28 protein-coding genes and 1 tRNA gene are annotated in these 25,307 nt (G+C 61.3%); 16 read left to right on the forward strand and 13 right to left on the reverse strand.

Annotation, left to right across the window (positions count from 1 at the left end; all coding sequences use genetic code 11):
- Window positions 1-9: 9 nt before the first annotated feature.
- The 7 genes from F8O05_RS08515 (at window position 10) to ilvA (ending at window position 5,675) form a co-directional block, all read left to right on the forward strand.
- Window positions 10-432, forward strand: coding sequence for an FtsB family cell division protein (locus tag F8O05_RS08515; RefSeq protein ID WP_158052301.1), 423 nt, complete (start codon window positions 10-12; stop codon window positions 430-432).
- Window positions 429-938, forward strand: coding sequence for a DUF501 domain-containing protein (locus tag F8O05_RS08520; RefSeq protein WP_158052302.1), 510 nt, complete (start codon window positions 429-431; stop codon window positions 936-938). Before F8O05_RS08515 ends, F8O05_RS08520 begins: the two co-directional genes overlap by 4 nt.
- Window positions 939-1,033: 95 nt before the next feature.
- Window positions 1,034-2,422, forward strand: coding sequence for an NAD(P)/FAD-dependent oxidoreductase (locus tag F8O05_RS08525; protein ID WP_158052303.1), 1,389 nt, complete (start codon window positions 1,034-1,036; stop codon window positions 2,420-2,422).
- 75 nt (window positions 2,423-2,497) lie between these two features.
- Window positions 2,498-2,573 (forward strand) — tRNA-Leu (locus F8O05_RS08530).
- 53 nt (window positions 2,574-2,626) lie between these two features.
- Complete coding sequence (locus F8O05_RS08535) at window positions 2,627-3,202, forward strand: LemA family protein (RefSeq protein ID WP_158052304.1); 576 nt, start codon at window positions 2,627-2,629, stop codon at window positions 3,200-3,202.
- A 5-nt stretch (window positions 3,203-3,207) separates the two neighbouring features.
- Window positions 3,208-4,422 (forward strand): AI-2E family transporter, encoded by a 1,215-nt coding sequence (locus F8O05_RS08540; RefSeq protein ID WP_158052305.1) that lies wholly within the window; start codon window positions 3,208-3,210, stop codon window positions 4,420-4,422.
- Entirely contained in the window at window positions 4,419-5,675 is a 1,257-nt protein-coding gene (gene ilvA / locus F8O05_RS08545; protein WP_158052306.1) for a threonine ammonia-lyase, read from the forward strand. The genes F8O05_RS08540 and ilvA overlap by 4 nt, the downstream gene beginning before the upstream one ends.
- 66 nt (window positions 5,676-5,741) lie before the next feature.
- Here ilvA and greA read toward each other — a convergent pair whose 3' ends face one another.
- Both greA and F8O05_RS08555 read right to left on the reverse strand, forming a co-directional pair.
- Window positions 5,742-6,230 (reverse strand): transcription elongation factor GreA, encoded by a 489-nt coding sequence (greA, locus tag F8O05_RS08550; RefSeq protein WP_158052307.1) that lies wholly within the window; start codon window positions 6,228-6,230, stop codon window positions 5,742-5,744.
- Between the two features lie 119 nt (window positions 6,231-6,349).
- On the reverse strand, window positions 6,350-6,763 hold the full coding sequence (locus F8O05_RS08555) for a DUF4307 domain-containing protein (RefSeq protein ID WP_158052308.1): 414 nt from the start codon (window positions 6,761-6,763) through the stop codon (window positions 6,350-6,352).
- An 84-nt stretch (window positions 6,764-6,847) separates the two neighbouring features.
- Between F8O05_RS08555 and mca the strand changes: the two genes are divergently transcribed.
- The 6 genes from mca to F8O05_RS08585 all read left to right on the forward strand — a co-directional run bounded on the left by mca (window position 6,848) and on the right by F8O05_RS08585 (window position 12,408).
- Window positions 6,848-7,720: a mycothiol conjugate amidase Mca gene (gene mca / locus F8O05_RS08560; RefSeq protein ID WP_158052309.1), complete on the forward strand. Its 873-nt coding sequence runs from the start codon at window positions 6,848-6,850 to the stop codon at window positions 7,718-7,720.
- A gap of 9 nt (window positions 7,721-7,729) precedes the next feature.
- A complete protein-coding gene (locus F8O05_RS08565; RefSeq protein ID WP_158052310.1) occupies window positions 7,730-8,044 on the forward strand; it encodes a hypothetical protein in 315 nt (104 codons plus the stop codon).
- Window positions 8,045-8,053: 9 nt separating this feature from the next.
- Window positions 8,054-8,842, forward strand: a complete 789-nt coding sequence (locus tag F8O05_RS08570) for an isoprenyl transferase (protein ID WP_158052311.1) — start codon at window positions 8,054-8,056, stop codon at window positions 8,840-8,842.
- Between the two features lie 285 nt (window positions 8,843-9,127).
- Window positions 9,128-10,462, forward strand: a complete 1,335-nt coding sequence (locus F8O05_RS08575; RefSeq protein WP_225735811.1) for a PhoH family protein — start codon at window positions 9,128-9,130, stop codon at window positions 10,460-10,462.
- A 52-nt stretch (window positions 10,463-10,514) separates the two neighbouring features.
- Window positions 10,515-10,961, forward strand: coding sequence for a prepilin peptidase (locus F8O05_RS08580; RefSeq protein WP_158052312.1), 447 nt, complete (start codon window positions 10,515-10,517; stop codon window positions 10,959-10,961).
- 43 nt (window positions 10,962-11,004) lie between these two features.
- Entirely contained in the window at window positions 11,005-12,408 is a 1,404-nt protein-coding gene (locus tag F8O05_RS08585; RefSeq protein ID WP_404811363.1) for a class II fumarate hydratase, read from the forward strand.
- Window positions 12,409-12,504: 96 nt separating this feature from the next.
- Here the strand turns inward: F8O05_RS08585 and F8O05_RS08590 are convergent, their stop codons facing one another.
- The 3 genes from F8O05_RS08590 to xseA are packed head-to-tail and all read right to left on the reverse strand — an operon-like array spanning window position 12,505 to window position 14,615.
- Complete coding sequence (locus F8O05_RS08590) at window positions 12,505-13,143, reverse strand: DUF4245 domain-containing protein (RefSeq protein ID WP_158052314.1); 639 nt, start codon at window positions 13,141-13,143, stop codon at window positions 12,505-12,507.
- Window positions 13,144-13,149: 6 nt separating this feature from the next.
- Window positions 13,150-13,401, reverse strand: a complete 252-nt coding sequence (locus tag F8O05_RS08595) for an exodeoxyribonuclease VII small subunit (protein WP_158052315.1) — start codon at window positions 13,399-13,401, stop codon at window positions 13,150-13,152.
- A 5-nt stretch (window positions 13,402-13,406) separates the two neighbouring features.
- Window positions 13,407-14,615 (reverse strand): exodeoxyribonuclease VII large subunit, encoded by a 1,209-nt coding sequence (gene xseA, locus F8O05_RS08600; RefSeq protein WP_158052316.1) that lies wholly within the window; start codon window positions 14,613-14,615, stop codon window positions 13,407-13,409.
- 52 nt (window positions 14,616-14,667) lie between these two features.
- Between xseA and F8O05_RS08605 the strand changes: the two genes are divergently transcribed.
- Entirely contained in the window at window positions 14,668-15,720 is a 1,053-nt protein-coding gene (locus F8O05_RS08605; RefSeq protein ID WP_225735806.1) for a 4-hydroxy-3-methylbut-2-enyl diphosphate reductase, read from the forward strand.
- Here F8O05_RS08605 and F8O05_RS08610 read toward each other — a convergent pair.
- A complete protein-coding gene (locus F8O05_RS08610; RefSeq protein WP_158052317.1) occupies window positions 15,717-16,199 on the reverse strand; it encodes a DUF6264 family protein in 483 nt (160 codons plus the stop codon). The two genes, F8O05_RS08605 and F8O05_RS08610, sit on opposite strands and share 4 nt — an antisense overlap.
- Complete coding sequence (gene fbaA / locus F8O05_RS08615; RefSeq protein ID WP_158052318.1) at window positions 16,199-17,227, reverse strand: class II fructose-bisphosphate aldolase; 1,029 nt, start codon at window positions 17,225-17,227, stop codon at window positions 16,199-16,201. Before fbaA ends, F8O05_RS08610 begins: the two co-directional genes overlap by 1 nt.
- 184 nt (window positions 17,228-17,411) lie before the next feature.
- Between fbaA and glpX the strand changes: the two genes are divergently transcribed.
- Window positions 17,412-18,356: a class II fructose-bisphosphatase gene (gene glpX, locus F8O05_RS08620; RefSeq protein ID WP_158052343.1), complete on the forward strand. Its 945-nt coding sequence runs from the start codon at window positions 17,412-17,414 to the stop codon at window positions 18,354-18,356.
- Between the two features lie 13 nt (window positions 18,357-18,369).
- Here glpX and F8O05_RS08625 read toward each other — a convergent pair whose 3' ends face one another.
- The 3 genes from F8O05_RS08625 to F8O05_RS08635 form a co-directional block, all read right to left on the reverse strand.
- The gene (locus tag F8O05_RS08625) at window positions 18,370-19,536 is read right to left on the reverse strand and encodes a DNA recombination protein RmuC (RefSeq protein WP_158052319.1); all 1,167 of its coding nucleotides are present in this window, start codon (window positions 19,534-19,536) and stop codon (window positions 18,370-18,372) included.
- An 81-nt stretch (window positions 19,537-19,617) separates the two neighbouring features.
- Window positions 19,618-20,826, reverse strand: a complete 1,209-nt coding sequence (locus tag F8O05_RS08630) for a hypothetical protein (RefSeq protein ID WP_158052320.1) — start codon at window positions 20,824-20,826, stop codon at window positions 19,618-19,620.
- 32 nt (window positions 20,827-20,858) lie between these two features.
- Window positions 20,859-21,473, reverse strand: a complete 615-nt coding sequence (locus tag F8O05_RS08635) for an exonuclease domain-containing protein (RefSeq protein ID WP_158052321.1) — start codon at window positions 21,471-21,473, stop codon at window positions 20,859-20,861.
- A gap of 51 nt (window positions 21,474-21,524) precedes the next feature.
- On the opposite strand from F8O05_RS08635, the gene ychF reads away from it, so the two are divergent.
- Window positions 21,525-22,598: a redox-regulated ATPase YchF gene (gene ychF, locus F8O05_RS08640; protein ID WP_158052322.1), complete on the forward strand. Its 1,074-nt coding sequence runs from the start codon at window positions 21,525-21,527 to the stop codon at window positions 22,596-22,598.
- 57 nt (window positions 22,599-22,655) lie between these two features.
- On the opposite strand, the gene F8O05_RS08645 is transcribed toward ychF, so the two are convergent.
- The 3 genes from F8O05_RS08645 to F8O05_RS08655 all read right to left on the reverse strand — a co-directional run bounded on the left by F8O05_RS08645 (window position 22,656) and on the right by F8O05_RS08655 (window position 24,656).
- Window positions 22,656-23,090, reverse strand: a complete 435-nt coding sequence (locus F8O05_RS08645) for a hypothetical protein (RefSeq protein ID WP_158052323.1) — start codon at window positions 23,088-23,090, stop codon at window positions 22,656-22,658.
- 519 nt (window positions 23,091-23,609) lie between these two features.
- Window positions 23,610-23,993, reverse strand: coding sequence for a hypothetical protein (locus F8O05_RS08650; protein WP_158052324.1), 384 nt, complete (start codon window positions 23,991-23,993; stop codon window positions 23,610-23,612).
- 15 nt (window positions 23,994-24,008) lie between these two features.
- A complete protein-coding gene (locus tag F8O05_RS08655; protein ID WP_158052325.1) occupies window positions 24,009-24,656 on the reverse strand; it encodes an ABC transporter ATP-binding protein in 648 nt (215 codons plus the stop codon).
- Window positions 24,657-25,307: the final 651 nt, after the last annotated feature.

Consider the following 25,307-nt stretch of genomic DNA (forward strand, 5'->3'; position numbering starts at 1 on the left):
TTATCCCGAATGAGTAAGCGACGAGGACTTGAGCGCCGACCCACAGGTGGGTCGGTGCTCATCCTTGTTGCGCTCGTGGTCGCGGTCGCGACACTGAGCCCGACCATCCAGCAGCTCATCGGGCAGCGGCAGCACATTGCCCAACTCGAAGACGAAATTGCGACAACCACCGAAGATATAGAAGGACTCGAGCAAGAGCAGGCGCGCTGGGACGATCCGGCCTATGTCCGCGCCGAGGCTCGAGGTCGACTACTCTTTGTGGAGCCGGGGGACACGACCTACGTGGTCGTTGATGAATCCACGCCCCAAGCGCCCTATGAACCCGTGGACGTATCCGTCGAAGTTCATGAAACAACAACCGATTCGGGTGAGCTCTTTCTCGACTCACTGATCCGATCGTCCACCGCCGAAGCACCCCAGGAGACCCCGTGACACAATTTCCGCCCGCTAGCGAACACGACATCGCGGTGGTCACGGAGCAGCTTGGCAGGCAAGCCCGCGGGGTACTGGGGATCGGCGCACGCTGTGTGTGCGGTAACCCCACAGTGGTGATCACCGCGCCAAGACTGGATGATGGAACCCCCTTCCCGACCCTGTACTACCTGACGCATCCGGAAGCGACAGCCGAGATGTCGCGGCTAGAAGGCCGGCACTTGATGGTGGAAATGCAGGATGCATTGGCAACGGATGATGACCTCAAGGCGCAATACCAGCGCGCCCACGAGCAGTATCTCGCCGATCGTGAACAGGTGGAACATGTGGAAGAAATTGCCCATGTGACTGCCGGAGGCATGCCAACCCGCGTAAAGTGCTTACATGCCCTTGCCGCACACTCGTTGGCGGCGGGACCGGGAGTGAACCCGATCGGGGATTGGGCCCTACGGGAATCCGCCTGGAGCCCAGCGATTTGCCAATGTGCCAACCCCGGCGCAAATTGACCTTTTGGACTTGAACAAGGCCAGGAAGTCTATAGCCGAGACGACTAAGCTTTAGCCGATCTCATAATGAGAAAACCACAGTGAGGAGTGGACGCGTGACCAAGATTTTGATTGTTGGTGGTGGCTACGCAGGTTTTACGACTGCACGCCAGCTTGAAAAGCAGCTCAACCCGGGTGAAGCACAGGTGACCCTGGTCGACCCGCTGCCCTATATGACCTACCAGCCCTTCCTGCCGGAAGTGATCGGTGGTTCGATTGAGGCCCGCCACGCAGTCGTGTCGCACCGTCGTCACCTGAAGCGTACCCGTGTCATCACGGCCGAAGTCACCAAGATCGATCACGCATCGAAGACCGCCACGCTCAAGCCCAAAGACGCTGATGAGTACACGCTTGGTTACGACATCGTCGTGGTTACCGCAGGCGCTGTGAGCCGTACCTTCCCGATTGCCGGTGTCGCTGACAACGCTATTGGTGTCAAGCGCATCGAAGAGGCGATCTGGGTCCGCGACAAGATCATCGACAACTTCAACCGTGCCTCGACCATGGCACCGGGCCCCGAGCGCTCACGCCTACTGACCTTCGTGGTTGTCGGTGGTGGCTTCGCGGGTATCGAGGCGTTCGCCGAAATGCGCTCGCTCGCGACCGCGCTGCTCGCTGACTACCCGTCGCTGCAGTTCGATGACGTGCAGTTCCACCTCATCGAGGCTGCGGGCCGCATCATGCCTGAGGTTTCGGAAGAGACCGCTCTGTGGGTCATTAAGAACCTTGCCGAGCGCGGTGCGACCGTGCACCTCAACACGCAGTGCTCTTCGGCCGTGGACGGCAACGTTGAGACCTCGGCCGGTGACGTATTCCCGACCGATGTTCTCGTGTGGACTGCCGGTCAGATGGCTAACCCCTTCGTCAAGGGCTTCACTGATCTGCCCGTCAACGAGCGCGGTAACCTGCGCACTCGCGCAGACCTTCGCGTCGAAGGCGACGAGGGCGTTGTTAAGGACGCCTGGGGCGCCGGTGACGTCGCCGCGGTGCCCGACCTCTCGGGTGGCGGTGTGGCGGGCTTCTGCGTGCCGAACGCACAGCACGCGGTTCGCCAGGCGGCCGTGCTTGCCGAAAACATCGTCGCAACCCTGCGCGGCGACACCCCGACGGATTACTACCACGAGAACATCGGTGCGGTAGCTGGTCTCGGTATGGGCGTCGGTGCCTTCCAGTCGGGTAACACCGGCATCACCGGCTTCCCCGCCTGGGCGATGCACCGCGGCTACCACGGCATGGCGATCCCGACCATCGAACGTAAGGTTCGCGTGTTCGGTGGCTGGGCGGGTCAGCTGGTGCTCGGACGCGACTTCGTGTCGCTGCCCGAGATTGCTGAGCCCAAGGCATTCTTCGAGCGCTATGCCGCGCGTCCGCGCCCCGCAGCCGACGAGAAGAAGGCCGACGCAGCCAAGCCTGCTGCGAAGCCTGCGGCTCCGGCAGCGAAGTAGTCTCAGATAGCTGTTGCGGGCGTCGCTGCCGTATCCTCTATTAGGTGCGGCAGCGACGCCTTCGTCTCAGCGCATCCCCTCGTAGCCCAATGGCAGAGGCAGTCGACTTAAAATCGATTCAGTGCGGGTTCGAGTCCCGCCGAGGGGACCAAAACGGTCCGGATACACCGCTGGGTGTAACCAGCGATGGCTAGACTGAAATGTATGGATCAGCTCGGTTGGATTATCCCGGTAGGCATAGTTGTCGTACTGCTCATCGTTGTTTTGCTCTGGGTATGGCTTATCTATAACAAGCTCACCAAGCAAAATGTCCGTGTCGATGAGGCATGGAGCGACATTACGGTGCAGCTCAAACGACGAGCCGACTTGATCCCGAACCTCGTGGAGACGGTGAAATCCTACGCCTCTCACGAATCGAAGGTTTTTGATGACGTGACCCAGGCCCGAAGCGAGATCCTCAGCGCCCAGTCGCCAGCGGAAGCATCCACCGCGGAGAACCACGTGCAGGGTGCGCTGCGGAGCCTGTTTGCCGTGGCTGAGGCATACCCGCAACTGCAAGCCTCAGCGAACTTTTCTCAGCTGCAAAGCGACCTCGTGCAGACGGAAAACAAGATTCAGTCTTCGCGTCGCTACTACAACGGCAGCGTTCGGCAACTCAATACCTCGGTCAAGTCCTTCCCGAATAATTTGGTCGCCGGGCCACTGGGCTTCCCAGAACGCGAGTTCTTCGAGGTAGCTGACCGCGCCGCGATCTCCGAACCACCGCGGGTCCAGTTCTAGCCTCTATGGCAGGGTCAACCCGCGCGCCGCGGCCCGAAACCTGGGCCGACCTCGAGACTGAAGCGGACCTCGTATCGCGCCCAATTCGCGTCGCCGCGGCTTGGGGCTGGCGAGTCATCGTGATCGTGCTCGCCGCGATCCCGGTGATCTGGGTGATTGGCAAAGCTGCGATAGTTGTCGTACCGCTGCTGGTAGCGCTGCTCTTTACCGCGCTACTGGTACCGCTAACCAATATGCTCCATCGCGAGTACAACTGGCCCAAGTGGCTCGCGATGATTGCCGGGCTCTTGGTGCTATTCGCATCCATTGCGGCGCTCGTGCTGCTCGTGGTGCTCGCTTTCCGAAGCGGCCAGCAATTTGATGTTGACGACTTCATGCGGCGATATCGGGAGTTTCTGGTCTGGCTGGAATCAACGCCCTTCCAAGTCAGCCAGGACGTCTTAGATAACGCACTAGCTGAGGTCGTGGCCTGGGTACAGGCGAATATGACCACCCTGATTCAGGGCACGCTTTCGGCAGGCACCACAATTGCCGGGGTCATAACCGGCACCGTGTTTACGATTTTCGCGGTGGTGTTCTACCTCCTCGACGGTCGACGTATTTGGCTGTTTTTCGTCTCGCTTTTTCCGCGCGCAGTGCGTGCCGCGGTGGACGGTGCGGGGGAGCGGGCCTGGATCTCCACCGGGCACTACGTCCGCGTGCAAGTCGTAGTGGCGCTGATTGATGCCGTCGGCATCTTCCTTGGGGCCCTCATTTTGCAGGTGCCATACGCGCTGGCAATCGGCATCATTGTGTTCCTATTTGCCTTCGTGCCCCTGGTTGGTGCGTTCCTTTCGGGTGCCCTCGCGGTGGTTTTGGCGTTCGTTGCCAATGGTTTTTGGAACGCGCTGATCATGCTCATCATCGTGGTGGCAGTGATGGCAATTGAATCAAACCTCTTACAGCCGCTGATTATGGGCCCCGTGATGAAACTGCACCCGCTGGCGGTGTTAGTCTCGGTGAGTGCGGGCTCGCTGTTCGCCGGGATTGGCGGCGCGGTTTTTGCAGTCCCGGTAGTCGCCGCGATTAAATCAATGGTGAAATACATTTCTTCTGGGCGCTGGCGAGGTGATCCAGACCCCACCGCGGGCCTCTCAGACCCGGATGACGACGCAATGCAGGTGCCAGCCCGACGCCCGCTCGTAGCACGACGAAGAAGAAGGAAGGAACCGGCAGCGTGATCGACCCCGTAGACATCACTTTCGACCCCACACTGGAGGCCGTCGAGCAGGCACGAGAGATTGTCCAGAAGACCACGCGAGTGACGCTGCTTGATTCCGCGAAGTTCTTGCAGAAGTTCACCGATGGTCAGGTCTACCTCAAGTGCGAAAACATGCAGCGTACTGGGTCGTACAAGATTCGTGGGGCCACCTATCGTCTCGCTCAGCTTTCGGAAGAGCAGCGAGTTCGAGGCGTGGTCGCGGCCTCGGCGGGAAATCACGCTCAGGGAGTAGCCTTCGCTGCCCGAGAACTCGGCATTAAAGCGACGATCTTTATGCCTACGGGCGTACCCATCCCCAAGCTTGAGGCCACCCGCAACTACGGTGCGGACGTGGTGCTGGAAGGTGATGACGTTGCGGCGGCGCTCCTCGGTGCGCAGCGCTTCGCCGAAGAGACCGGTGCGGTATTCATCCACCCCTACAACCACCCCGACATCATCACGGGGCAGGGAACCCTCGCGCTTGACCTCTACGAGCAGTTGCCACAGATCGACACGATCATTGTCCCGATTGGTGGCGGTGGGCTCGCCGCAGGTCTTGGTGCGACAGCAAAACACCTGGCCGAAAAAACTGGGCAAAAGGTCCGTGTCATTGGTGTGCAGGCTGAGAACTCAGCGCCCTTCCCGGTATCGGTAGCTGAGGGACACCCCGTCAAGATTGACGCAAAACCGACTATTGCTGACGGTATTGCGGTGGACGTTCCTGGCTCGCTTTCCTTCGAGCTCGTCCGTAAGTACGTCGACGAAATCGTGACGGTCAGTGAAGATGATATTTCTCGCGCAATCCTGCTGCTGCTCGAGCGCGCCAAGCTCGTCGTCGAGGCGGCCGGGGCTACAACCGTTGCTGCGATCATTGCCGGCAAAATCAAGGAGAGCGGCAACACCGTGGCCGTCCTCTCTGGCGGCAATATTGATCCGATGATGCTTGAGAAAGTGATTGCTTCTGGCCTCACCGCATCCGAACGGTACATGAAGCTCAATATCGGCTTGCGCGATACACCGGGTCACCTGGCACGAATCGCCGCAATCCTCGCGGATATCAACGCGAACGTGATTGAGGTGCTGCACACCCGGCACAATAAGGGCCTGCAGATTCAAGAAGTGGAACTCGAGATCGCCGTGGAAACTCGCGGTTCGGATCACGCCGCGCAAGTACTCGAGCGGCTACGCGAGGCGGGCTACAACCCGCGAGTGGACCCCAACGCCTCGCTGTAGTAACCAAAAAGGATGCGCGACCTGGCCGAAAGGCCGGGCCGCGCATCCTTTTCGTTGCTGTAGGAACTAGCTGCGGAAGGTCTCCACATCCAGCACCTCGACATTGATCGTGGAACCGTTGGGAGCCGCATAGCTCGTAGCGGCGCCGACCTTGAGGCCATCGATAGCTTGACCGATGGGGCTCTCGGGCGAGAACACCCGCAGCTCAGTTTGGCTCTCCAGCTCGGGGCTGGCGAACAGGAACTTCTGTTCACGCGGGCCGATCTTGGCGGTGACAACCGTGCCGAGGACTACCTTACCGTTGGCCTTGGGGGCCTCGGCCACGACAGCGGTTTTCAGCATGCGCTCGAGCTCGGTAATGCGAGCCTCAATGCGACCCTGTTCTTCACGCGCCGCGTGATACCCCGCGTTCTCCTTGAGATCGCCGTCCTCGCGAGCCTCTTGGATCTCCTTGGTGATCTCCTGGCGCCGGGTCGACGACAACCACTCGTGCTCTTCCTTCAGGCGGTCAAACGCCTCCTGGGTGAGCCAAGTTGAGTCGGACTGGGCGGTCATGAACAATCTCCTCTATATAAGACGGAAGCCCCGACCTTGTGTCAGGGCTGTCCCGCAAGTATAGCGAACGGGTGTCGTCTGCCTCAGAATGTACGCATCAAGGATGAGGCGTCGGACTGCTACTCGTTCGGAATCCAACACTCGCGAACCGAGACGATATCGGCAGCCTGCGTGGTTCTAAGGGTGAGGTCGACCACCTGGTGTTGTTCGCCCACGGCCGGTAGCTCAAGCACCTTGTACCCGACGACGGCCTTCATCTCGTTCTGCGCCTCGAAGGCGCAGGCCAATGCGGTGCCGGGCTGGACCGAGACGCGAGCTTGTATTGAGGCTTCGGTTTCGGAGATTTGTGAGAACCGAACGGTCTGAGCCTCGACTGTGGTCGAGGGGTTGGCGTACGTGAGCGCCCAGAACCCGACTGTACCGAGGATGAGTAGGGTCACGGCGATGATCCACCAGCGTTGCGGTGCGTTCCGCGTAGCGTGCGCTCCGGGAGAACGCCGGGAAGCGCCGTAGCGCGCTTCAAGATCGGACAAGGATCAACTCTCTCGCGATAAGGTTATTACTTATGTAGGTACAGCTTATCCGAGCGTACTTGTTCGTCTTTACAGGAGTAATCGATGACCTTTCGACTTCTCGCCGTCCACGCGCATCCCGATGATGAATCGAGCAAGGGCGCTGGCACGTATGCGGCCTATGAGGATCGCGGCGATGAGGTAATGGTCGTGAGTTGCACGGGCGGAGAAGCAGGCGATGTGCTGAACACTGGCGTGCACGCTCGTGCCCACGCGGAGCGCGACCTGCCGGGTTTGCGTCGGGTGGAAATGTCTGAGGCGCAGCGAATTCTAGGCATTGAGCACCGTTGGTTGGGGTATCGAGACTCAGGCATGGCGCGCGAGGATGGTTCGCTACCCGCGGGTTCCTTCGCGGCGATTCCCGCGGAGGTAAGCGTTCGCCCGTTGATCCAGCTGATTCGCGAATTCCGGCCTCACGTGCTGGTGACCTATGACGAGACCGGTGGCTACCCGCATCCGGACCACATTCGTACCCACGAGATTTCGATGCTCGCTTGGGAATTGGCCGGTGCTGATGTCTATCCCGAACTCGGCGAGCCGTGGCAGCCACAGAAGCTTTACTTTGACCGGACGATGAACGACGAACGGGCAAAGTCCATGTTGGATCACTTGAAGGATCACCCGGAGCTGGTGCACCTCAAGGACCGCATGGAAATGGCGCTCAGTCGGATGGTCAAACAGCAGCGGGCACGCACCACAAAGATTGAAATTTCGAAGTACTTCGACCGGCGTGATGACGCGTTGCGGGCGCATGCGAGCCAGGTGGCTCCGGATAATGAATTCTTCTTTGGCTATCCCCGCGACCTCGAGCTCATTGCGTACCCGTACGACGCCTACGAACTCGTGGAGAGCCGGGTGCCAACGGAGCTGCCGGAGACCGACTTGTTCGCCGGAGTGGTACTTGAAGGGACCAACTAATTGCATTTGATGGAACGCGGCCTTACCCGAGGAGTCCTCTGGCTGGCCGAGGCCACTCCGACTCCGGACCAACCCTACGACCCGAACGATGTCACGCCGGGGCCGCTGGGCTTTTTCGCGACGGTATTTCTCTTCCTCGCCGTGGGGGTGCTCGCGATGAGTTTGATGCGTCGTTCGGCACGCGCTCAAGAGCGTTGGGCGATCCGGGAACAGTTGGAACGTGAGGCGGAGGAAGAAGAGGCGCGTCTTGCCGACACCGGACGTGGGGACGAGGATGACGCTTCACGAGAGAACTCTGATGACCATCCGACTCCGGGTAGTTAGGGCGTGCGTGTGAAGCGTCGTCGAGGTTTTCGCCCACCGGCGTGGCTGTACAAGCTGTACGCGCGGAACCTGTGGCGAGCCCTGCGGCGTACCCACGCCCGGCCGCAGCACGTTGCCATGATCATCGACGGGAATCGTCGCTGGGCCAAGCAGCTTGGCCTGCAGGATGCTGCTGCCGGCCATCGTGCGGGCGCGGCCAAGATGGTGGAATTTATCTCCTGGTGTGATCGCGCGGGGATCGGCACGGTCACTCTCTATCTCCTGTCCCAAGACAATCTTCGCGGTCGTTCTTCCGAAGAACTCAAAAACCTTATGGGCATCATTGGCCAGCTCGCACGCGATCTGGCGAGTAACGAACGGTGGCAGGTTCAGCACGTCGGCTCATCCGAGGGATTAGATCCGGAACTTGCGGCCACGCTCGAAGAAACCTGCCGACACCGACACCCCGGTGGTGGCCCGCACGTGAATCTCGCCATCGGGTACGGCGGTCGCAAAGAGATCGTGGATGCGATGCGCAAGATTGTGCAATCGCACGCCGAAAGCGGCGGGTCGCTGGAAGAACTCGGCGAAATCCTGACCCCGGAACTGATCGGTGAGCACCTGTACACGGGCGGGCAGCCGGATCCGGACTTGGTGATTCGCACCTCGGGAGAACAGCGGCTGAGTGATTTCATGCTCTGGCAGTCAGCGCACTCGGAGTTCTATTTCGTGGAGGCGCTCGGTCCGGACTTGCGCGAAGTGGACTTCCTGCGGGCCCTGCGTGACTACGCGAGCCGCTCGCGCCGCTACGGGCAATAGGACAATAGCGGGGCGCCGTTCGCTCTTGTCGACACGCCGAGCAGAGAACTTCCTTCAAGTGGAGGATGAGAGTTTAGGCTCGGAAAAGCGTCACAGGAGTTCACAATTGTCACTGCAGCCCCAGCAGATTCTCGTGCTCGCTAAACAGTGGGTAAAGGTTCGGTAAAACCGACCGTTGTTGCGCGGAGGTGTTGCCCCTCGACGTTACGGTGCAGACATCGGAACAATTACGTTTCGGTCGAAGGGAGCTCGAGGGCCGTGACTAGCACAAGCATCCAACACCCGCTGCACTCTGACATTCCGGAGGTATCGCCGCAAACCCCCACTGATCTGGTGGTTTACGTGCTCGATACCTCCGTTTTGTTGAGTGACCCGCGCGCCATCTATCGGTTTGATGAGCACGAAGTCGTGCTACCGATTACCGTCATCATCGAATTGGAGAAGAAACGACACGACCCCGAAATTGGCTATTTTGCGCGGCAGGCACTGCGCCTGCTCGATCAGCTGCGCATGAAACACGGCCAACTCTCCGAACCGGTTCCCGTGGGCGAAGAGGGCGGCACCCTGCGAGTCGAACTCAATCACTCAAATCAGGAAGTGCTGCCAAGCGGCATGCGACTCGGAGATAACGACTCGCGCATCCTCGCGGTGGCGGCGAACCTGAGCGCGGAGGGCAATAGCGTCACCGTGGTCTCGAAAGACCTGCCGATGCGAATCAAGGCGTCGTCCATCGGCTTGAATGCGGATGAGTATCGTCACGAACTTGCCGTGGACACCGGCTACACGGGATCCGCGCAGGTGAGCCTCACCGCCGATGAGATGGCGGAACTCTACGAGCAAGAGGAAATCGAAACCTTTGGTGTGGATGGGCTGCCCATCAACACGTCGCTGATCATCCAATCGGAACGGGGCTCAGCACTGGGTCGCGTGGTCGGCCCAGAAAAGGTGCGGCTCGTGCGCGGAGACCGGGAGGTCTTCGGGGTGCACGGTCGTTCCGCGGAGCAGCGGCTGGCGATTGACCTTCTGCTTGACCCGAATGTGGGCATTGTCTCGCTCGGAGGTAAAGCTGGCACCGGCAAATCGGCCCTGGCGCTTGCCGCGGGGCTTGAGAGTGTGCTTGAGCGTCGAAAGCACCGGAAGATCATGATCTTCCGCCCGCTCTATGCCGTCGGTGGCCAGGAACTCGGCTACCTGCCGGGTGACCAGGACGAAAAGATGAACCCGTGGGGGCAAGCGGTGTTCGATACTCTCAGCTCGATCGTCTCGGACAACGTCATCGACGAGGTCATGGATCGGGACATCATCGAGATCCTGCCGCTCACGCACATTCGCGGTCGTTCGCTGCACGACGCCTACGTGATCGTGGATGAGGCACAGTCGCTGGAACGCAATGTGCTTTTGACCATGCTCTCCCGCATCGGGGTCAACTCGAGAGTCGTCCTCACCCATGATGTTGCCCAGCGAGACAACCTGCGCGTGGGCCGACACGACGGGGTTGCCTCGGTGATTGAAACGCTCAAGGGGCACGAGTTGTTTGGTCACATCACGCTCACGAGGTCCGAGCGCAGCGATATCGCGGCGCTCGTGACGGACCTGCTGGAGGACTACAACATCAACTGAGGCCTGTGGACAACAGCCACCCGGTTCGCGCAATTTCACTAGCGTGGGCCGGGTGGAACTGTCTGCCGCCTGTTTTGTTGCCTGCTGGGTCGCTTTGGTGACCCCGCGGCTCATGCACGTCGATATTGTCGAGCATCGACTGCCGAACGCGCTGGTGATGCCCGGCTGGGTGGTCGCGTGCGTAGGTCTCGGATTGGCGTGGTGGCTTGAAGGCGCGTTCCCACTGACGGCATTATTGACGGGGATCGCGGCGGTTGTCTGCGCGTTTCTGGCAGCGCTCGGCGGCGGGCTCGGGATGGGCGACGTGAAGCTGCTGTTCCCGCTCGCGGTTGGTCTCGGGCTGCTCGCGTTGGATGCGGTACTGCTGGCTGCATTCGTGGCAATACTGGCTGGGGGACTGGTGGCGGTGGCCGCCCTCATTCGCCACCGGCGGCGGAATCTGCAGATCGCCTTTGGCCCTTTTCTGCTGCTCGGGTACTGGGCAGGCTACTTCGCGTAACCTGGAGAGGTTACGCATCCCTTCATCGAAAGGTTTCACAGTGGTGGAAAATCAGGATTCCGAGTTCCGCATTGAACACGACACCATGGGGGAGGTCCGCGTTCCGAAGAACGCCCTGTACGCCGCGCAGACGCAGCGTGCCGTGGAGAACTTCCCCATCTCCGGTCAGGGCCTCGAAGCTCGTCAGATCATTGCCCTTGCAGAGATCAAGCGTGCGGCCGCAATCGTGAACGCGAAGCTCGGCATCATTGACGAAGATCGCTCGAATGCGATCGTCGCCGCTGCCGAAGAGATCATCGGCGGCAAGCACCTCGATCAGTTCCCGATCGATGTTTATCAGACCGGTTCGGGTACCTCCTCGAACATGAACACGAATGAGGTGCTCGCTCACCTCGCGACCGCTTCGCTCGGCGACACCGTTCACCCGAACGACCACGTCAACGCTTCACAGTCTTCGAACGACGTCTTCCCAACCTCGGTTCACGTGGCCGTAACCGGCGCACTCCTCGAGGACCTCATCCCCGCGCTTGACCAGCTTGCGACTTCGCTGGAGACCAAGGCTGCCGCGTGGAAGGACGTGGTGAAGTCCGGTCGCACCCACCTGATGGACGCCACCCCGGTTACCCTCGGCCAGGAGTTTGGCGGCTATGCGCGCCAGATCCGTCTCGGGATTGACCGCGTGAACGCGACCATCGAACGCGTTGCTGAAGTGCCGCTGGGCGGTACCGCAACCGGTACCGGTATTAACACCCCGAAGGGCTTCTCCGAGCAGGTTATCGCCGAGCTCGCGCAGCACACCGGCCTGCCGCTGCACGAAGCTGCGGACCACTTCGAGGCACAGTCGGCCCGTGACGGCCTCGTCGAAGCGTCGGGCGCACTGCGCACGATTGCGGTCTCGCTCGTAAAGATCAACAACGACATCCGCTGGATGGGCTCGGGCCCGAACACCGGTCTCGGCGAGATCGCGCTGCCCGATCTGCAGCCCGGTTCCTCGATCATGCCCGGCAAGGTCAACCCGGTGGTCCCGGAAGCCGTCCTCATGGTCTGCTCGCGCATCATCGGTAACGACGCTGCAATCGCGTTTGGCGGCGCATCGGGTTCCTTCGAACTGAACGTGCAGATCCCGGTCATGGGAACGGCCCTGCTGGAGTCGATTCGACTGCTGGCAAACTCCTCGAAGGTCCTCGCGGAGAAGACCATCGACGGGCTGGAAGCCAACGAGGAGCGTGCTCGCGAACTTGCCGAGTCTTCGCCCTCGATCGTGACCCCGCTCAACCGCGTGATCGGCTACGAATCGGCAGCCAAGGTCGCCAAGCACGCAGTGCTGAACAAGGTCACCGTCCGCCAGGCCGTAATCGACCTCGGTTTTGTCGAGCGCGGTGAAATCAGCGAAGCTGAGCTCGACGAGAAGCTCGACGTCCTGAAGATGACGAGCCCCAACCTCTAGGTCTCATTGGCGCAGTCCTAACGAAGAATCGAGGTGGTCACTGCGGTGACCACCTCGATTCGTTAATGCCGCGCACGTCACAGCGCGCATTGGCACTTAGGAGATGCGGGAAGCGAGTTCCTGGACGGCCTCGGCGGTGTGCGAGCCGTAGATCAGGACAGTCGAGCCAGCATCTTCGCGCACCAAGGAATACCGAGTGTTGCCGGCTTCGTCGGTGCTGAGGTCCGTGTAGTCGTACTCAATCCACTCGACACCGTTGATTGTGATCGACCCCGTCGGGGTGCGGCGGTCGAGCTTCTCGTACGTCCACGTGTCATTGGCATTAATGCCCTGGCTGAGACCAACGTATTCGGTGGCCAGGTCACCATCGAGAATCATGAAGCCCATGTACCACTCGAACACACCGTCAGCACCCTGACGGATCTCCGCCGAGTTGGATTGCCACTGGTCGGGTACGTCCGGCGCGAGAAGCTCCACATCGTAACCGGGTTGCGCCTGCGCGGCTGCAGCTTGATAGTCGACATCGCGCAATTTTTCGGAGTCGTCTCGCGGCACCATGAACACGATCACCGCGACGGCCAACAGTGACACCGCGATCGCGGCGACCAAGTTGTTGATGGTCTTGCGTTGACGGTAGAGACGCGAGTTTTCCGCCTTGCGGGCTGCCGTCTCCTCGGGCGTCTCGGGACGACCGAGCTCAGCAACGATGGCGGGTTTTTTTGGGCGCTTGGCCAAGTTGTATTACTCCTTATCGGCCGCGGCGGTCGGCGCGGAATGTTCTTCACGCGCACGCTCGAGGCGTTCGCGGGCACCCTTGAGCCAGTGTTCGCAGCGCGCGGCGAGGGCTTCTCCACGCTCCCAGAGCTGAAGCGAGTCTTCGAGCGTTTGTGATCCCTGTTCGAGGGACTGCACAATAAGCGCGAGTTCGTCGCGCGCCTCTTCGAAACTGAGCTCGGCTACCGGCCGGGGTGCGGGGGTTTCGGATGCTGCCATGGTGTTCATTCTACGGTTGCCTCGATTCGTCCATCGGTGACTCGGATACTGAGCTTGGTATTGGGGGAGACCTCGTCGGTCGCGGTGACCACACTCGAGGTGCCTGCTTCGACCTTTTCCACGATGGAATAGCCGCGCTGCAGGGTGCCAAGCGGTGATAGTGAATTCAGTCGCAGCCGCAGACCCTTGGTGACATCTGCGGCATAGTCGAGCTGCCGCTCGACAAGTTCAACCCCGCGAGCAGCCAAACGCATGAGTTCCTCACCGCGCTGGTCGACCATCCACACCGGGTTCGCAATCGCGGGACGTGTGCGAAGCGACTCAAAATACTGTGTCTCCACGCGAATCTTTTCGGTGACGTTTCGGCGGATGCGCGCCCGCGCCTGCTCGACGAGATTGAGCTGTTCGGCAACATCGGGCACCACGCGCTTGGCGGCGTCGGTGGGGGTGGATGCACGCAAATCTGCTACCTCGTCGAGGAGCGGTCGGTCGGCCTCGTGGCCAATGGCACTCACGATCGGGGTGCGCGCGCTCGCGGCGGCGCGTACGAGTGCCTCATCGGAGAATGGCAGCAGGTGCAGGAAGTCGCCACCGCCGCGGGCAATGATGATGACATCGACTTCCGGGTCGGCATCCAAGGTCTGTATGGCGGCAATGACTTCGGGGACGGTGTTATCGCCCTGCACGCGCGTGTGGATGGTACGGAACTCCACCGCGGGCCAGCGTAGCTCCGCGTTGCGGTGCACATCCTTTTCGGCATCGGAATCGCGACCGGTAATCAGACCGATCTTTTGCGGCAGGAAAGGGAGCGGTTTCTTGAGCTCGGGAGCGAAGAGCCCTTCCGCGGCGAGTTTGCGGCGAAGTTTCTCGAGCTGCTCGAGGAGATTGCCGACACCGGCGTGCCGCATGTCGTAGACCTGAAATGAGAGCGTGCCGCCCTTGACCCAAAAGTCCGGCTTCGCGTTCACGATGACGCGGTCACCCTTCTTGAATTCGCCGTCGATGCGCTCGCGGACACTGCGCCACATGGTCAGCGACACCGACGCGTCTTCGTTCAGGTCACGCAGTTTCGCATAGGCATGCCCACCTCGGATATCGAAGCTGGTCAGTTCACCTTCAATCCAAGCGGCACCGAGCCGGCTAATCCACTCGCGGACCGATTGTGAGATGAAGCTCACCTGAAACGGCTGTTCGGGGCTTGACGGCGCTGCCATGTGCATCCCATTCCTGATCTGTGTGTTCGATGCGGATCTGTAAGCTGAGGGGGTGACTGATCCCGTCGTTCACCTTCCGACTCCGCGGGTACCACGAGCTGCGGTGGTGCTTGAGGACCGCCCCGTGAGCGGCCGCAAGCGTGTGCTGTTGGCCGCCCCTCGAGGATACTGTGCCGGGGTTGACCGCGCGGTGGTGGCTGTGGATAAAGCCCTCGAAACCTACGGTGCACCCGTTTATGTGCGTAAACAGATCGTCCACAATAAGCACGTGGTCAGCGAGCTGGAGACTCGCGGGGCGATTTTCGTGGATGAAGTCGATGAGGTTCCCGAGGGATCGCACCTGGTGTTTTCGGCTCACGGTGTTTCGCCGATGGTGAAGGATGCGGCGGCCGAGCGTGACTTGCAGACGATCGATGCGACCTGTCCATTGGTAACCAAGGTGCACCGGGAAGCGACGCGCTTCGCGAAGAGGGGTCAACAGATCCTATTGATTGGTCACGATGGTCACGAAGAGGTTGAAGGTACCGCGGGGCATGGCGGGCAGAACGTCACGATCGTACACAATCCCGAAGAAGCCGACACTGTGGAAGTGACCGACCCCGACAATGTCGTCTGGCTTTCGCAAACCACGCTTTCGGTTGATGAAACCATGAAAACCGTGAACCGGTTGCGTCGACGGTTTCCCAACCTACAAGACCCGCCATCCGATGACATTTGCTACGCCACAACCAATCGTCAGGCGGCGATCAAGAACATCGCGCCCGCCGCCGAGCTCGTGATCGTGGTTGGTTCGGCCAACTCCTCGAACTCCGTGCGGCTTGTGGAAGTTGCCTTGCAATATGGTGCGAAGGCGGCGTACCGCATCGACTATGCCGATGAGATCCGACAGGAATGGCTCGAGGGCGTTGCCACGGTTGGCGTCACCTCGGGTGCCTCGGTCCCCGAAGTGCTGGTCGAAGAGACGATCGCCGCGCTTGCCACTGCGGGCTATACCGCTGTCGAAGAGGTCGAAACCGCAGTCGAAGATCTCATGTTCTCGCTCCCGAAGGAGCTGCGCAAAGATCTCCGCGAGGACAAGCGTGCTCTCGGTGGCCGTACCCGCTAAGGCGTCTGCGTTGGAGCTGGCATTGGTGCGCCATGCTGGATCCAGTCAATGATTTCGGGATGCATGCTGAAGGCCGTCATCATCACCGCAGCGCTAATGACAATGGCAATGACTGCCCCAACGAAGGCACACCAGGCGGCGAATTTCCGGTTTTGCCAACGTTTGAGCGCGACATAGAGCCAGATCGCATAGTTCAGGGGATGCAAGGCCACACCGACCCAGCCGATGGCCGCGAGATCTGCCGGACGGTGGTATTCGCCAAGCCCGTAAGTTTCAAATGCCAAGGCACCCTGTTGGGCGAGCGCGTCGCCGGTGAGGTTTGCCATGTTCACGACGGTTGCGAACACTCCGATGATGAACAGCATGATGCCGATCATTCGGTCGCTGCGCAGTCGCAGCTTGCGGATTTCTTCGGGCGAGAGAACGGGACCGGGCCCCGGAGTATTGCCCCGAGGCCCGGTTGGATCTTGATTCGACACTAGATGGACTGCGACTGCCCGTGCGAACCCAGCTGTTGCGTCGCCTCGATGACGCGAGCGGCCATCGCAGACTCGGCTTTCTTGCCCCAGGAGCGGGGGTCGTAGACCTTCTTGTTTCCGACCTCGCCGTCGATTTTGAGGAAGCCGTCGTAGTTCTTCAGCACGGTGTCGGCGACCGAACGGGAGTATGCGTACTGCGTGTCGGTGTCGATGTTCATCTTGATGACACCGTTCGCAACCGCGGTGGCGATTTCTTCATCACTCGAACCGGAGCCGCCGTGGAAGACGAGGTCAAGCGGCTTCGGACCGGTGCCGTATTTCTCGGCGAGGCCCGCCTGAATGTCGGCGAGGAGTTCGGGGCGGAGCTTCACATTGCCAGGCTTGTAGACACCGTGCACGTTTCCGAAAGTGAGCGCGGCCATGTAGCGGCCCTGCTCACCGAGTCCGAGCGCTTCGACGGTCGCGATGGCATCCTCGAGGTCGGTATAAAGCTTGTCGTTGATCTCGGCCATGACGCCGTCTTCTTCGCCGCCAACAACACCAATCTCGACCTCGAGGATCTGGTTGTTGTTCCTGATGCGGGGGAGCAGTTCCTTCGCGATTTCGAGGTTCTCCTCGAGCGGTACGGCGGAGCCATCCCACATGTGCGACTGGAAGATTGGCTCACCACCGCGTTTGACGGCCTCCTCCGAGGCTTCCAGCAGCGGCAGCACGAAGGTGTCGAGTGCGTTCTTGGGGCAGTGGTCGGTGTGGAGCGCGACGGTGATCGGGTAGTTCTTTGCGACTTCGGTCACGAAGGCTGCCATGGCAAGTGCGCCGGATGCACGTGCTGTGCGAGTCTGACCAGCGAAGTAATCGGCGCCACCGGTGGTCACCTGGATGATGCCGTCGGAGCCTGCCTCGGTAAGGCCCTGCAGGACTGCGTTGATCGTCTGTGAGCTGGATACGTTGATGGCGGGGTAAGCGAAACCGTTCTCCTTGGCACGGTCAAGCATCTGCGCGTACTGGTCGGGCGTTGCAATTGGCATATGAGCTCCTTTGTATCGGACGACATTCGCAGTCTATCCATGCTCGTTCACCGAAACCCGACTGTGACCCAACTAGTCTTGACCCCGTAGATGTAAAACGTCGAAAGGGTTCATCGTGACCGAAGCTACCGACTCAGGCTCGCACAAAGCGGAACTGATCGAGCACCCAGACCGCAACCTGGCTATGGAGCTCGTCCGCGCCACCGAGGCCGCGGCCATCCGCGCGGTCCCGTGGATTGGGCGTGGCAATAAGAATGCGGCCGATGGTGCGGCAGTGGATGCAATGCGCAAGTTCCTCGCCACCGTCGAGTTCCAGGGGGAAGTCGTAATCGGTGAGGGCGAGAAGGACGAAGCGCCCATGCTCTTTAACGGCGAGATCGTGGGTAACGGCCGCGGCCCGCTGTGCGATATCGCAGTTGACCCGATTGACGGTACTAGCCTCACTGCCGCCGGTCGACAGAACGCCTTGAGCGTGATTGCGGTGGCCGACCGTGGCACCATGTACAACCCCAAAGAGGTGTTCTACATGGACAAGATCGTTGCCGGTCCCGCCGGTAAGGGCATCATCGACCTCGACCGTCCGATCGCGGACAACATTAAGGACCTCGCGAACGCTCTCGGCAAAGATGTCGAAGATATGAACATCGCGATCCTCGACCGCCCGCGCCACGAAAAATTAATCGCAGACGTGCGCGCTTCGGGAGCCGGTACCGAGCTCATGCTTGACGGTGACGTGGCCGGTGGAATCAACGCGGCACTCGAAAATGGCCGAATCGACATGTGTGTCGGTATTGGCGGCACCCCGGAGGGCATCATCACCGCCTGTGCGATCAAGGGACTCGACGGTGTGATGCAGGGTCGGCTCTACCCGCGCAACGACGAAGAACGCCAGAATGCAATTGATGCCGGGCACGACCTTAATGCAGTCCTGACCCAGGACGACCTGGTTCGTACGGACAACACCTTCTTCGTCTGTACCGGTGTCACCGACGGTGGTTTGGTTCGCGGGGTTAACCGCGAACGCAACCAGATCACCACGGACTCGGTCGTCCTCCGTGCACGTTCGGGTACCTTCCGTCGCGTGACCGCGGTACACCGCAGCGACAAGTGGCTCAACGACGAAGACTAATCGTCTCGGTGCGCTAGACCCGCGCCTGCTCTGCCTCGCCGAGTTCCGTGAACTCAGGTGCGCTGAGCGGGCGCGGTGTCTTTTCCACCGTCACACTCTTTTGCAGGGGCTTTGCTGCGGCATCGAATTCACCAAGCTTTCTGGCGGTGGGGAACACTCGGGTCTCGAGTGAACCGACGAGGCTATCGTAGGCTTCCACCGAACCGCGCAATTGTTTGCCAAGCTTTGCGAGATGTCCGGCGGCCGTGCCGAGGCGCGTGTATAGCTGTGCCGACAATTCGAGTACTTCCGACACTGATTCAGTCACCCGCTCTTGCTGCCATGCAGCCGCAACGGCGCGCAGGATTGCCCACAGCGTCACCGGTGAGGCGAGCGCCACGTTCTTGCCGAAGGCATAGTCGAGCAGCATCGGGTCTGCCGATACGGCTGCCGAGAGGGCGGATTCGCTCGGCAGGTAGGCGATCACCAATCGGGGGGAACCTGTGACAGCCGCGGGGTAGTCCCTATTGCGCAGCGCATCCACGTGACCGCGGACGGTGCGGGCGTGTTCGTGGAGGAGTTGCTTCCGAAGCTTCTGGTCGGCTTCGGTGCCGGGAGTGGGGATTTGCATCGCTTCGAGATACCGGCTCATTGGCGCCTTCGAGTCGATGATCAGCGCGTGTTCACCGGGGAGGTGCACCAGCGCGTCGGGTCGCAAGGTAGCGTCCTCAGTCGTGAACTGCTGTTGGAGATCAAAGTCGACGTGCTCGAGCATGCCGGCTGACTCCAAGAGATTGCGAAGCTGTGCCTCGCCCCAGTTGCCCCGCTCCGTATTTGAGCGTAACGCCGAGGCGAGTTGTTCTGTCGATGCACGCAGTTCCGCATCGGCCTGAGCCTGGACCCGCAACTGCTCCGAAATCTTGCCGTGGAGTTCATTGCGTTCTTGCTCGAGCTCGCGCACGGTGCCCCGCATCCGTCCGAGCTCTTCCCGAACGGGCGCCAGCTCACGCAGGACCTGTTCTTGGCTTGTATGTTGACGCTGCTGCAGCTCGAGCTGCTGCCGCAATTCACCGGCCCGAGCCTCCGCACTCGTGGCGCGATTGGCGGAGTCCGCCAGGCGGGAGCGGAACACGAAATAGCACCCGGCGAGGCCGAGCGCGACACCGATGATCAGTGCGAGAAATATCCAGGCTGTTTCCATGCCCGAAGACTCGCATGAGCCAACGACATTTCTGGGACATCCGCTCCGGGAAGCCCAAGGTACGCATCCGGACGCGCGGAGCTAGCGGCGGCCGAAGAGGCGTCCGCGCCCGCGATCGTCACCTCGACGGCGCGCGGATGCGGCGGGCACCGGAGTTGGGCCCGGCAAGTCAGCGCCTGCCAACCACGCGGCGAATGAAGCCCATTCGGGGGCGAGCTCATCACCGGTGGAACGACCGAGGGCGCTGGCCACCGTCATTGCCACCTTCTGCGGGTCCTCGTCGGCACTTCGATCACGCGCGAGCGCGAGTCGAGTCTTTGGTCCCGGCGTGGCCTCGAGAATGCCTTGGTCGCGCATCCCCACAATGATGGCGTTGAGGCGCGCCAGCAGCTCCGGTTCGGCGCCCGCGAGGCGACGACGACGGGAGGCGAGGGTGCGCACCGCAAGCCCGGACATCGGCACCTGTGCCTTGGCAATATCGAGCAGCTTGGCATCCGCCGTTGCACCGGCAGAGTCTCCGAGAGCATGGACGAGCGCCTCCGCATCACTTCCCGGTCCATTCCACGACTCGTCGTCGGCAAAGACAATCTCGATCACACGGTCCGCGAAGGCTGGCTGCGTGGAGCGCGCAATCAGTTCACAGGTGGCTTCCCAGGATGCGGGGGACTCGCCGGGATCCGGCTCTGCCGTCGGTACGTCGTCGAGCGGTGGTTCTTCACCCCAATACGCGAGGACGGTGCGTCGAACTTCGGCGCGGTCGGGGGTCCCGGAGGCTGCAGCTACGAGGAGATCATCGGCGATCCGCTCGGCGGCGTCGAGTTCTTCGGGTTCGGCGCTGTTGACGAGCATCCGACGTAGCTCGAGGTAGACCGCACCCCGGTCGTCAGCACGCAGCAGTCGTGCTGCCCGGGCAGCATCTTTGGGCAGCGCCCCGCTGCCATTCGACTCGAGCCAGGAACGCAGTTCGGCCACCGCTTTTGGTCCGAACACGGAAGTGAGAATCTTCGAAGGTTGGCCAATGAGTGCCCGCCACGCGATTTCCTCGGGGAAGGTTTCTTGCCAGCTACTGGCAATTTCTTCGAGGCCGCGACCGTCCTCAAAGGCTTCCGCGAGGATGTACGCGATTGCCGCGTGGGCATCCCGATCGGTGCCGAAGCGGAGCTTGTTCCAGGAGCCAAGTGTGGCGCGGTAACCGGCATCACCCGCGTCGGCAATCACCGCGATATCCACACCCGAGGGATCGACCTGTTCGGGGTGCGCGAGTAGCTGCTGCCAACGGGGTGTTGCCACAGTGAATCTCCTGATTTCGAAAGCGGACTGGGCTAGAAAGTGGCGCCCGCGACGAGACTGTCCAACATTGGCGGGTCGCTTGGGCGCAGACTCTTAATCTGAACCCCGGTCACTTTACTTAGCTCGTCAATATTAAGCCGACCGCGCGTGTGAGAAACATCAACGACGATGGCGGCGCAGGCTTCGGCATCAGCAAGCGCGTCGTGGTGGTTATGCAGGGTGTAACCAGCCGCGCGGGATGCATTGGGCAGCGAGTAGGAGGGCAGGGCATAGCTCTTTCGCGCGAGTCGTAGCGAGCAGAAATAGCGCAGTTGTGGCACCTGCATGTGGCATGCGCGCGTAGCCGCGACCAGCACACCCATGTCGAACGGCGCATTGTGGGCGACGAGCACATCCCCACGCACGAAGTCGAGGATGCGGCCGAGCGTGTTCGGCCAATCCGGTGCCGTACGAACTCGAGCCGCACTGATGCCGTGCAGTTTCACGTTGAAGGGTGCAAATGCGTTGTGCCCTTCGGGTGGTTGGATGAGCCAGTCCTCGCTGTCGACCACTTTGCCATCGCGGATACGGATAAGGCCCACCTGGCAGGCCGAGGCGGGGGAGCGGTTCGCGGTTTCAAAGTCGATGGCGACGAAATCTACTGGCATCACTTTCCATGGTCGCACGGGCGACCGACAAGACGACTAGACTGGCTCCTCGTGGCTCTTACTATTGGAATCGTCGGTCTGCCCAACGTTGGCAAGTCAACCCTCTTTAATGCGCTCACCAAGAACACTGTGCTCGCCGCGAACTATCCCTTCGCGACGATCGAACCGAACGTGGGCGTCGTGGAACTTCCCGACACACGCCTCGGGCGACTCTCCGAAATCTTCGGCTCCGAGCGCATCCTGCCCGCGACTGTGTCGTTTGTCGACATCGCAGGCATCGTGAAGGGCGCGTCCGAAGGCGAAGGTCTGGGAAACCAGTTCCTCGCGAATATCCGTGAGGCGGATGCGATTGCCCAGGTCGTGCGCGGATTCAGCGACCCTGATGTGGTCCATGTTGACGGGGAAGTTTCGCCTGAGAGCGACCTCGAAACCATCAACACGGAGCTGATCCTCGCGGACATTCAGACCATCGAGAAGGCGCTACCCCGGTACGAAAAGGGCCTCAAGCACAAGACGGTTACTCCTGAAACGCACTCGACTGCTCTGGAAGCACTCAAGGTCCTGAACGATGGCCAACTGCTGTCGGCATCGAGCCTCGATCTCGAACCGATTCGCGAGCTGGGTCTCCTCACGGCGAAGCCGTTCATTTACGTCTTCAACATCGACGAGGGTGTGTTGGGTGACGACGCCAAGCTCGCCTCGCTTGCCGAGCTGGTTGCTCCGGCAAAGGCTGTTTTCCTGGATGCACAGACTGAGTCGGAGCTCATCGATCTCGATCCTGAGGAAGCGCAGGAGTTACTCGCATCGCTCGGCCAGGAAGAATCTGGCCTCGACCAGCTCGCGCGCGTCGGTTTCGACACGCTTGGCCTGCAGACCTACCTCACCGCTGGCCCGAAGGAAGCGCGTGCTTGGACCATCAAGAAGGGCGACAAAGCTCCGCAGGCGGCTGGTGTCATCCACACCGACTTTGAGCGCGGGTTCATCAAGGCCGAGATCGTTTCGTTCGAAGACCTCGACGCTGCTGGGTCGATGCAGGACGCCAAGGCTGCGGGCAAGGTCCGCATGGAGGGCAAAGAATACGTTATGCATGATGGTGACGTGGTGGAGTTCCGGTTCAACGTGTGAACTGCCGCTTCTGCGTGCATCGCCCCGGTCGTCGATGACGGCCGGGGTGTTCGCCTTCTACCAGGCCCGCGGGTAGTCGAGCGTCAGCAGCATGTCGTCGCGGATGTCGCGCAGAGTCGTCTCATTGAGTTCGCCGATCCGGATGCCGCGAGAGCGCTGCGGGGTGACGACATCGTCGTCGGGGCTCCACGCGCGGAGGACGGCGATGCGGGAGACATGCGGGACATGATCGGGCAATTCGCGAAGCCAGCCGAGCCAGCGTTCCGCGCTGATCTCGTCCTCGCACGCAGGATCGGCCCGCCGGCCGATCAGTGAGTCGCAGTCGCACATGCGTGTTGTCAGGGTGAAGACGCGCGAAGAACCGCGCACACGGCTCGAGCCGATGCTCATCTCTTCGTCGACGGGCGCGACGCCGAGCCGTTCCGTGGTGAATTGCTGGAACTCGGTGGTGAAGGCCGCGGCGTTCACCGCCCAGAGATTGATCGCGCACATGGACGATCATGCTATCCGCTCGCCGGAGGCGTGGCCCCACGATTAGCGCGCCGCGTCGGTGGACAGCGAATCGGGATACTGAGACCTGATGGGGAGCCGTGCAGGTCCTGCGGGAAGTGATGCATAGCGAATGGCACTGGTGGCAGACAGATGGCTGTACGTGCCGGAATGCGGTGGAGTTCAGGTTCAACGTCGAAGAAGCGGCTCTGACCAGGGGTTTTATGCTCCGGCTCTCCGGTTTGGTTCGACGGATGAGTTCCGGTCAACCATGAGTTGCCCAGCGCTTATTGCGCTGACCTGCGCTTTTGATCGGCCCCTGCGGAGCTTCCGCAGGGGCTGGTTCTCATTTCTGGGGGTGTGCGAGCGTCGCCGGCAAGCGGCCTCGGATGGCCTGTTCTGAGGCGGGTTCGAGTCGTGCAGCGGGCGTACTCTCGGTGGGGGCGTTGACTCTGATCTCGCTCTGACTCGAAACTCGGAGCTCGACGGGCATCGATCTTCTTCGGCTGAATAGCGGTCTCCTCATGCTTCGTGGACGTACACCGGGACACCGAAGCCGTTGCCTTCGGTGAGCACCTCGTCGATGCGGTCGCGCTCGTCGTTGCTCGAGTAGGTGACGTCGATCAGCGACTGGTCCTCGTTCTCGCATTCGGGGGAATCGACGGTCACGGTGACGCCTGGGCCGACCTGGCTCAGCTTCTGCGCGAGTTCGGGGTTCTCGTCCAGGGCCTGACGGGCCTCGGCCGCGGTCGGGAGCTGATCGCACGGAGGATGCGTGATGCCGCCTCCCGTGGGCAGGAATCCCCCCAGGGCGAGCGCCCCGGCGGCCAGCGCACCGGCGATCGCGACGATGAGGGCGATGATGAGTCCGGTGCGGCCCTTGCGTTGCATGGATCTTTCAGACATGCGTTCTTCTCCTCCTCAGCGCGTGACAGCGACTGCTGCCGGGGCGTTCATCTGGTGCTGGTGGTCGCAGGCCGCGATCATCTCGTCGTCATGGGTGGACACGATGACCGTCGCGCCGCGGCGGGCGAAGTCGGCGAACAAGCTCACGACCAGTTGGCGGTTGTCGGCGTCGAGCGATGCCGTCGGTTCGTCGACGAGCAGGAGGCTCGCGTCGCGATAGACGGCGCGAGCCAGGGCCAGACGCTGCTTCTCGCCGCCGGAGAGATGGCTCGCCAGCTCACCCTCCCGGCCCGAGAGGCCGACGTGCTCCAGAGATGCTCGGAGCGTTCGGTCAGCGCCGCTGCGGGTCTTGCGCATCGCGACGTTGAATGCAACGGGCTCGTCGTCGATGATCCCGTAGTCCTGCAGGACGAACGCCGCATGGTCGCGCCAGAAGGTTCTTCGTGTGCGGGAGGAAGATCCAGAGACCACAGCGCCATCCGCAGTGATGCGCCCACTGGTGGGCGGCAGCAGTAAGCCCAGCGTGTGCAGCAAGGTTGTCTTGCCCGAGCCCGAGGGGCCGATCAGGGCGGTCATCTCGCCCGGCACGCATCGGACGGATTCCCCGTGGATGATCTGGTGGCGGCCGATGGTGACGCCCACGTCGTGCGCTTCGATGATCATGGTTGTCCTTTCATCAGACCCGAGCTGCCCGGTTGACTTGCGCGTCCCCGGTATGCTCTGGGAGGAGGACTTGCACAGTGCGATGCTGTCAGCTGACGTGGTGATCACGGATGGTCCTGGTCCCCACGCCGAGGCGCTCGTTCCGTATCGTGTGACGGCTGAACTGCTTGATACTGCTCCGGACGGAGTGCGGTTGGTCCCTTGTCCACCGTTCATTCGGGGACGAGAGGTCAGCCCGAATGCCGTCGCACACAGCGCCTTCGCCGGTTACGGGGCTAAACGCTCCCTCATGCCCGTTCAGCAGGCAGTGATGGCCTGGGCACTGACGGGCTGAGATGTTCCGCAAGTGACGAAAAGTGGTGGAGTTCCGTTTCTCGAACTGAACATCCGGCGCTGCGAGGCATTCGGTGGTCGGCGATTCGACGGGAACTGCAGCTCCCTACACGAGAGGTGCGCGGCGACGCTGCGCTCGTCGAACATCGCGGCAGGTGGATGAAACCGTCCTTCTATGAATGCTCCCTTGTGGGGGGTGCCCCTATGTGATCTGTCAAGCAGCTAATGCCAGCGGTCGGGGTTCCGGTGCGTCGTAGAGGGTGCCGTCGCGCATCATCGCGAACAGCACTGTCGATCGACGGTGAGCCAGCGCAATCA

The organism is Gulosibacter chungangensis, from assembly GCF_008831155.1.
In the GTDB taxonomy this organism is placed as follows: domain Bacteria; phylum Actinomycetota; class Actinomycetes; order Actinomycetales; family Microbacteriaceae; genus Gulosibacter; species Gulosibacter chungangensis.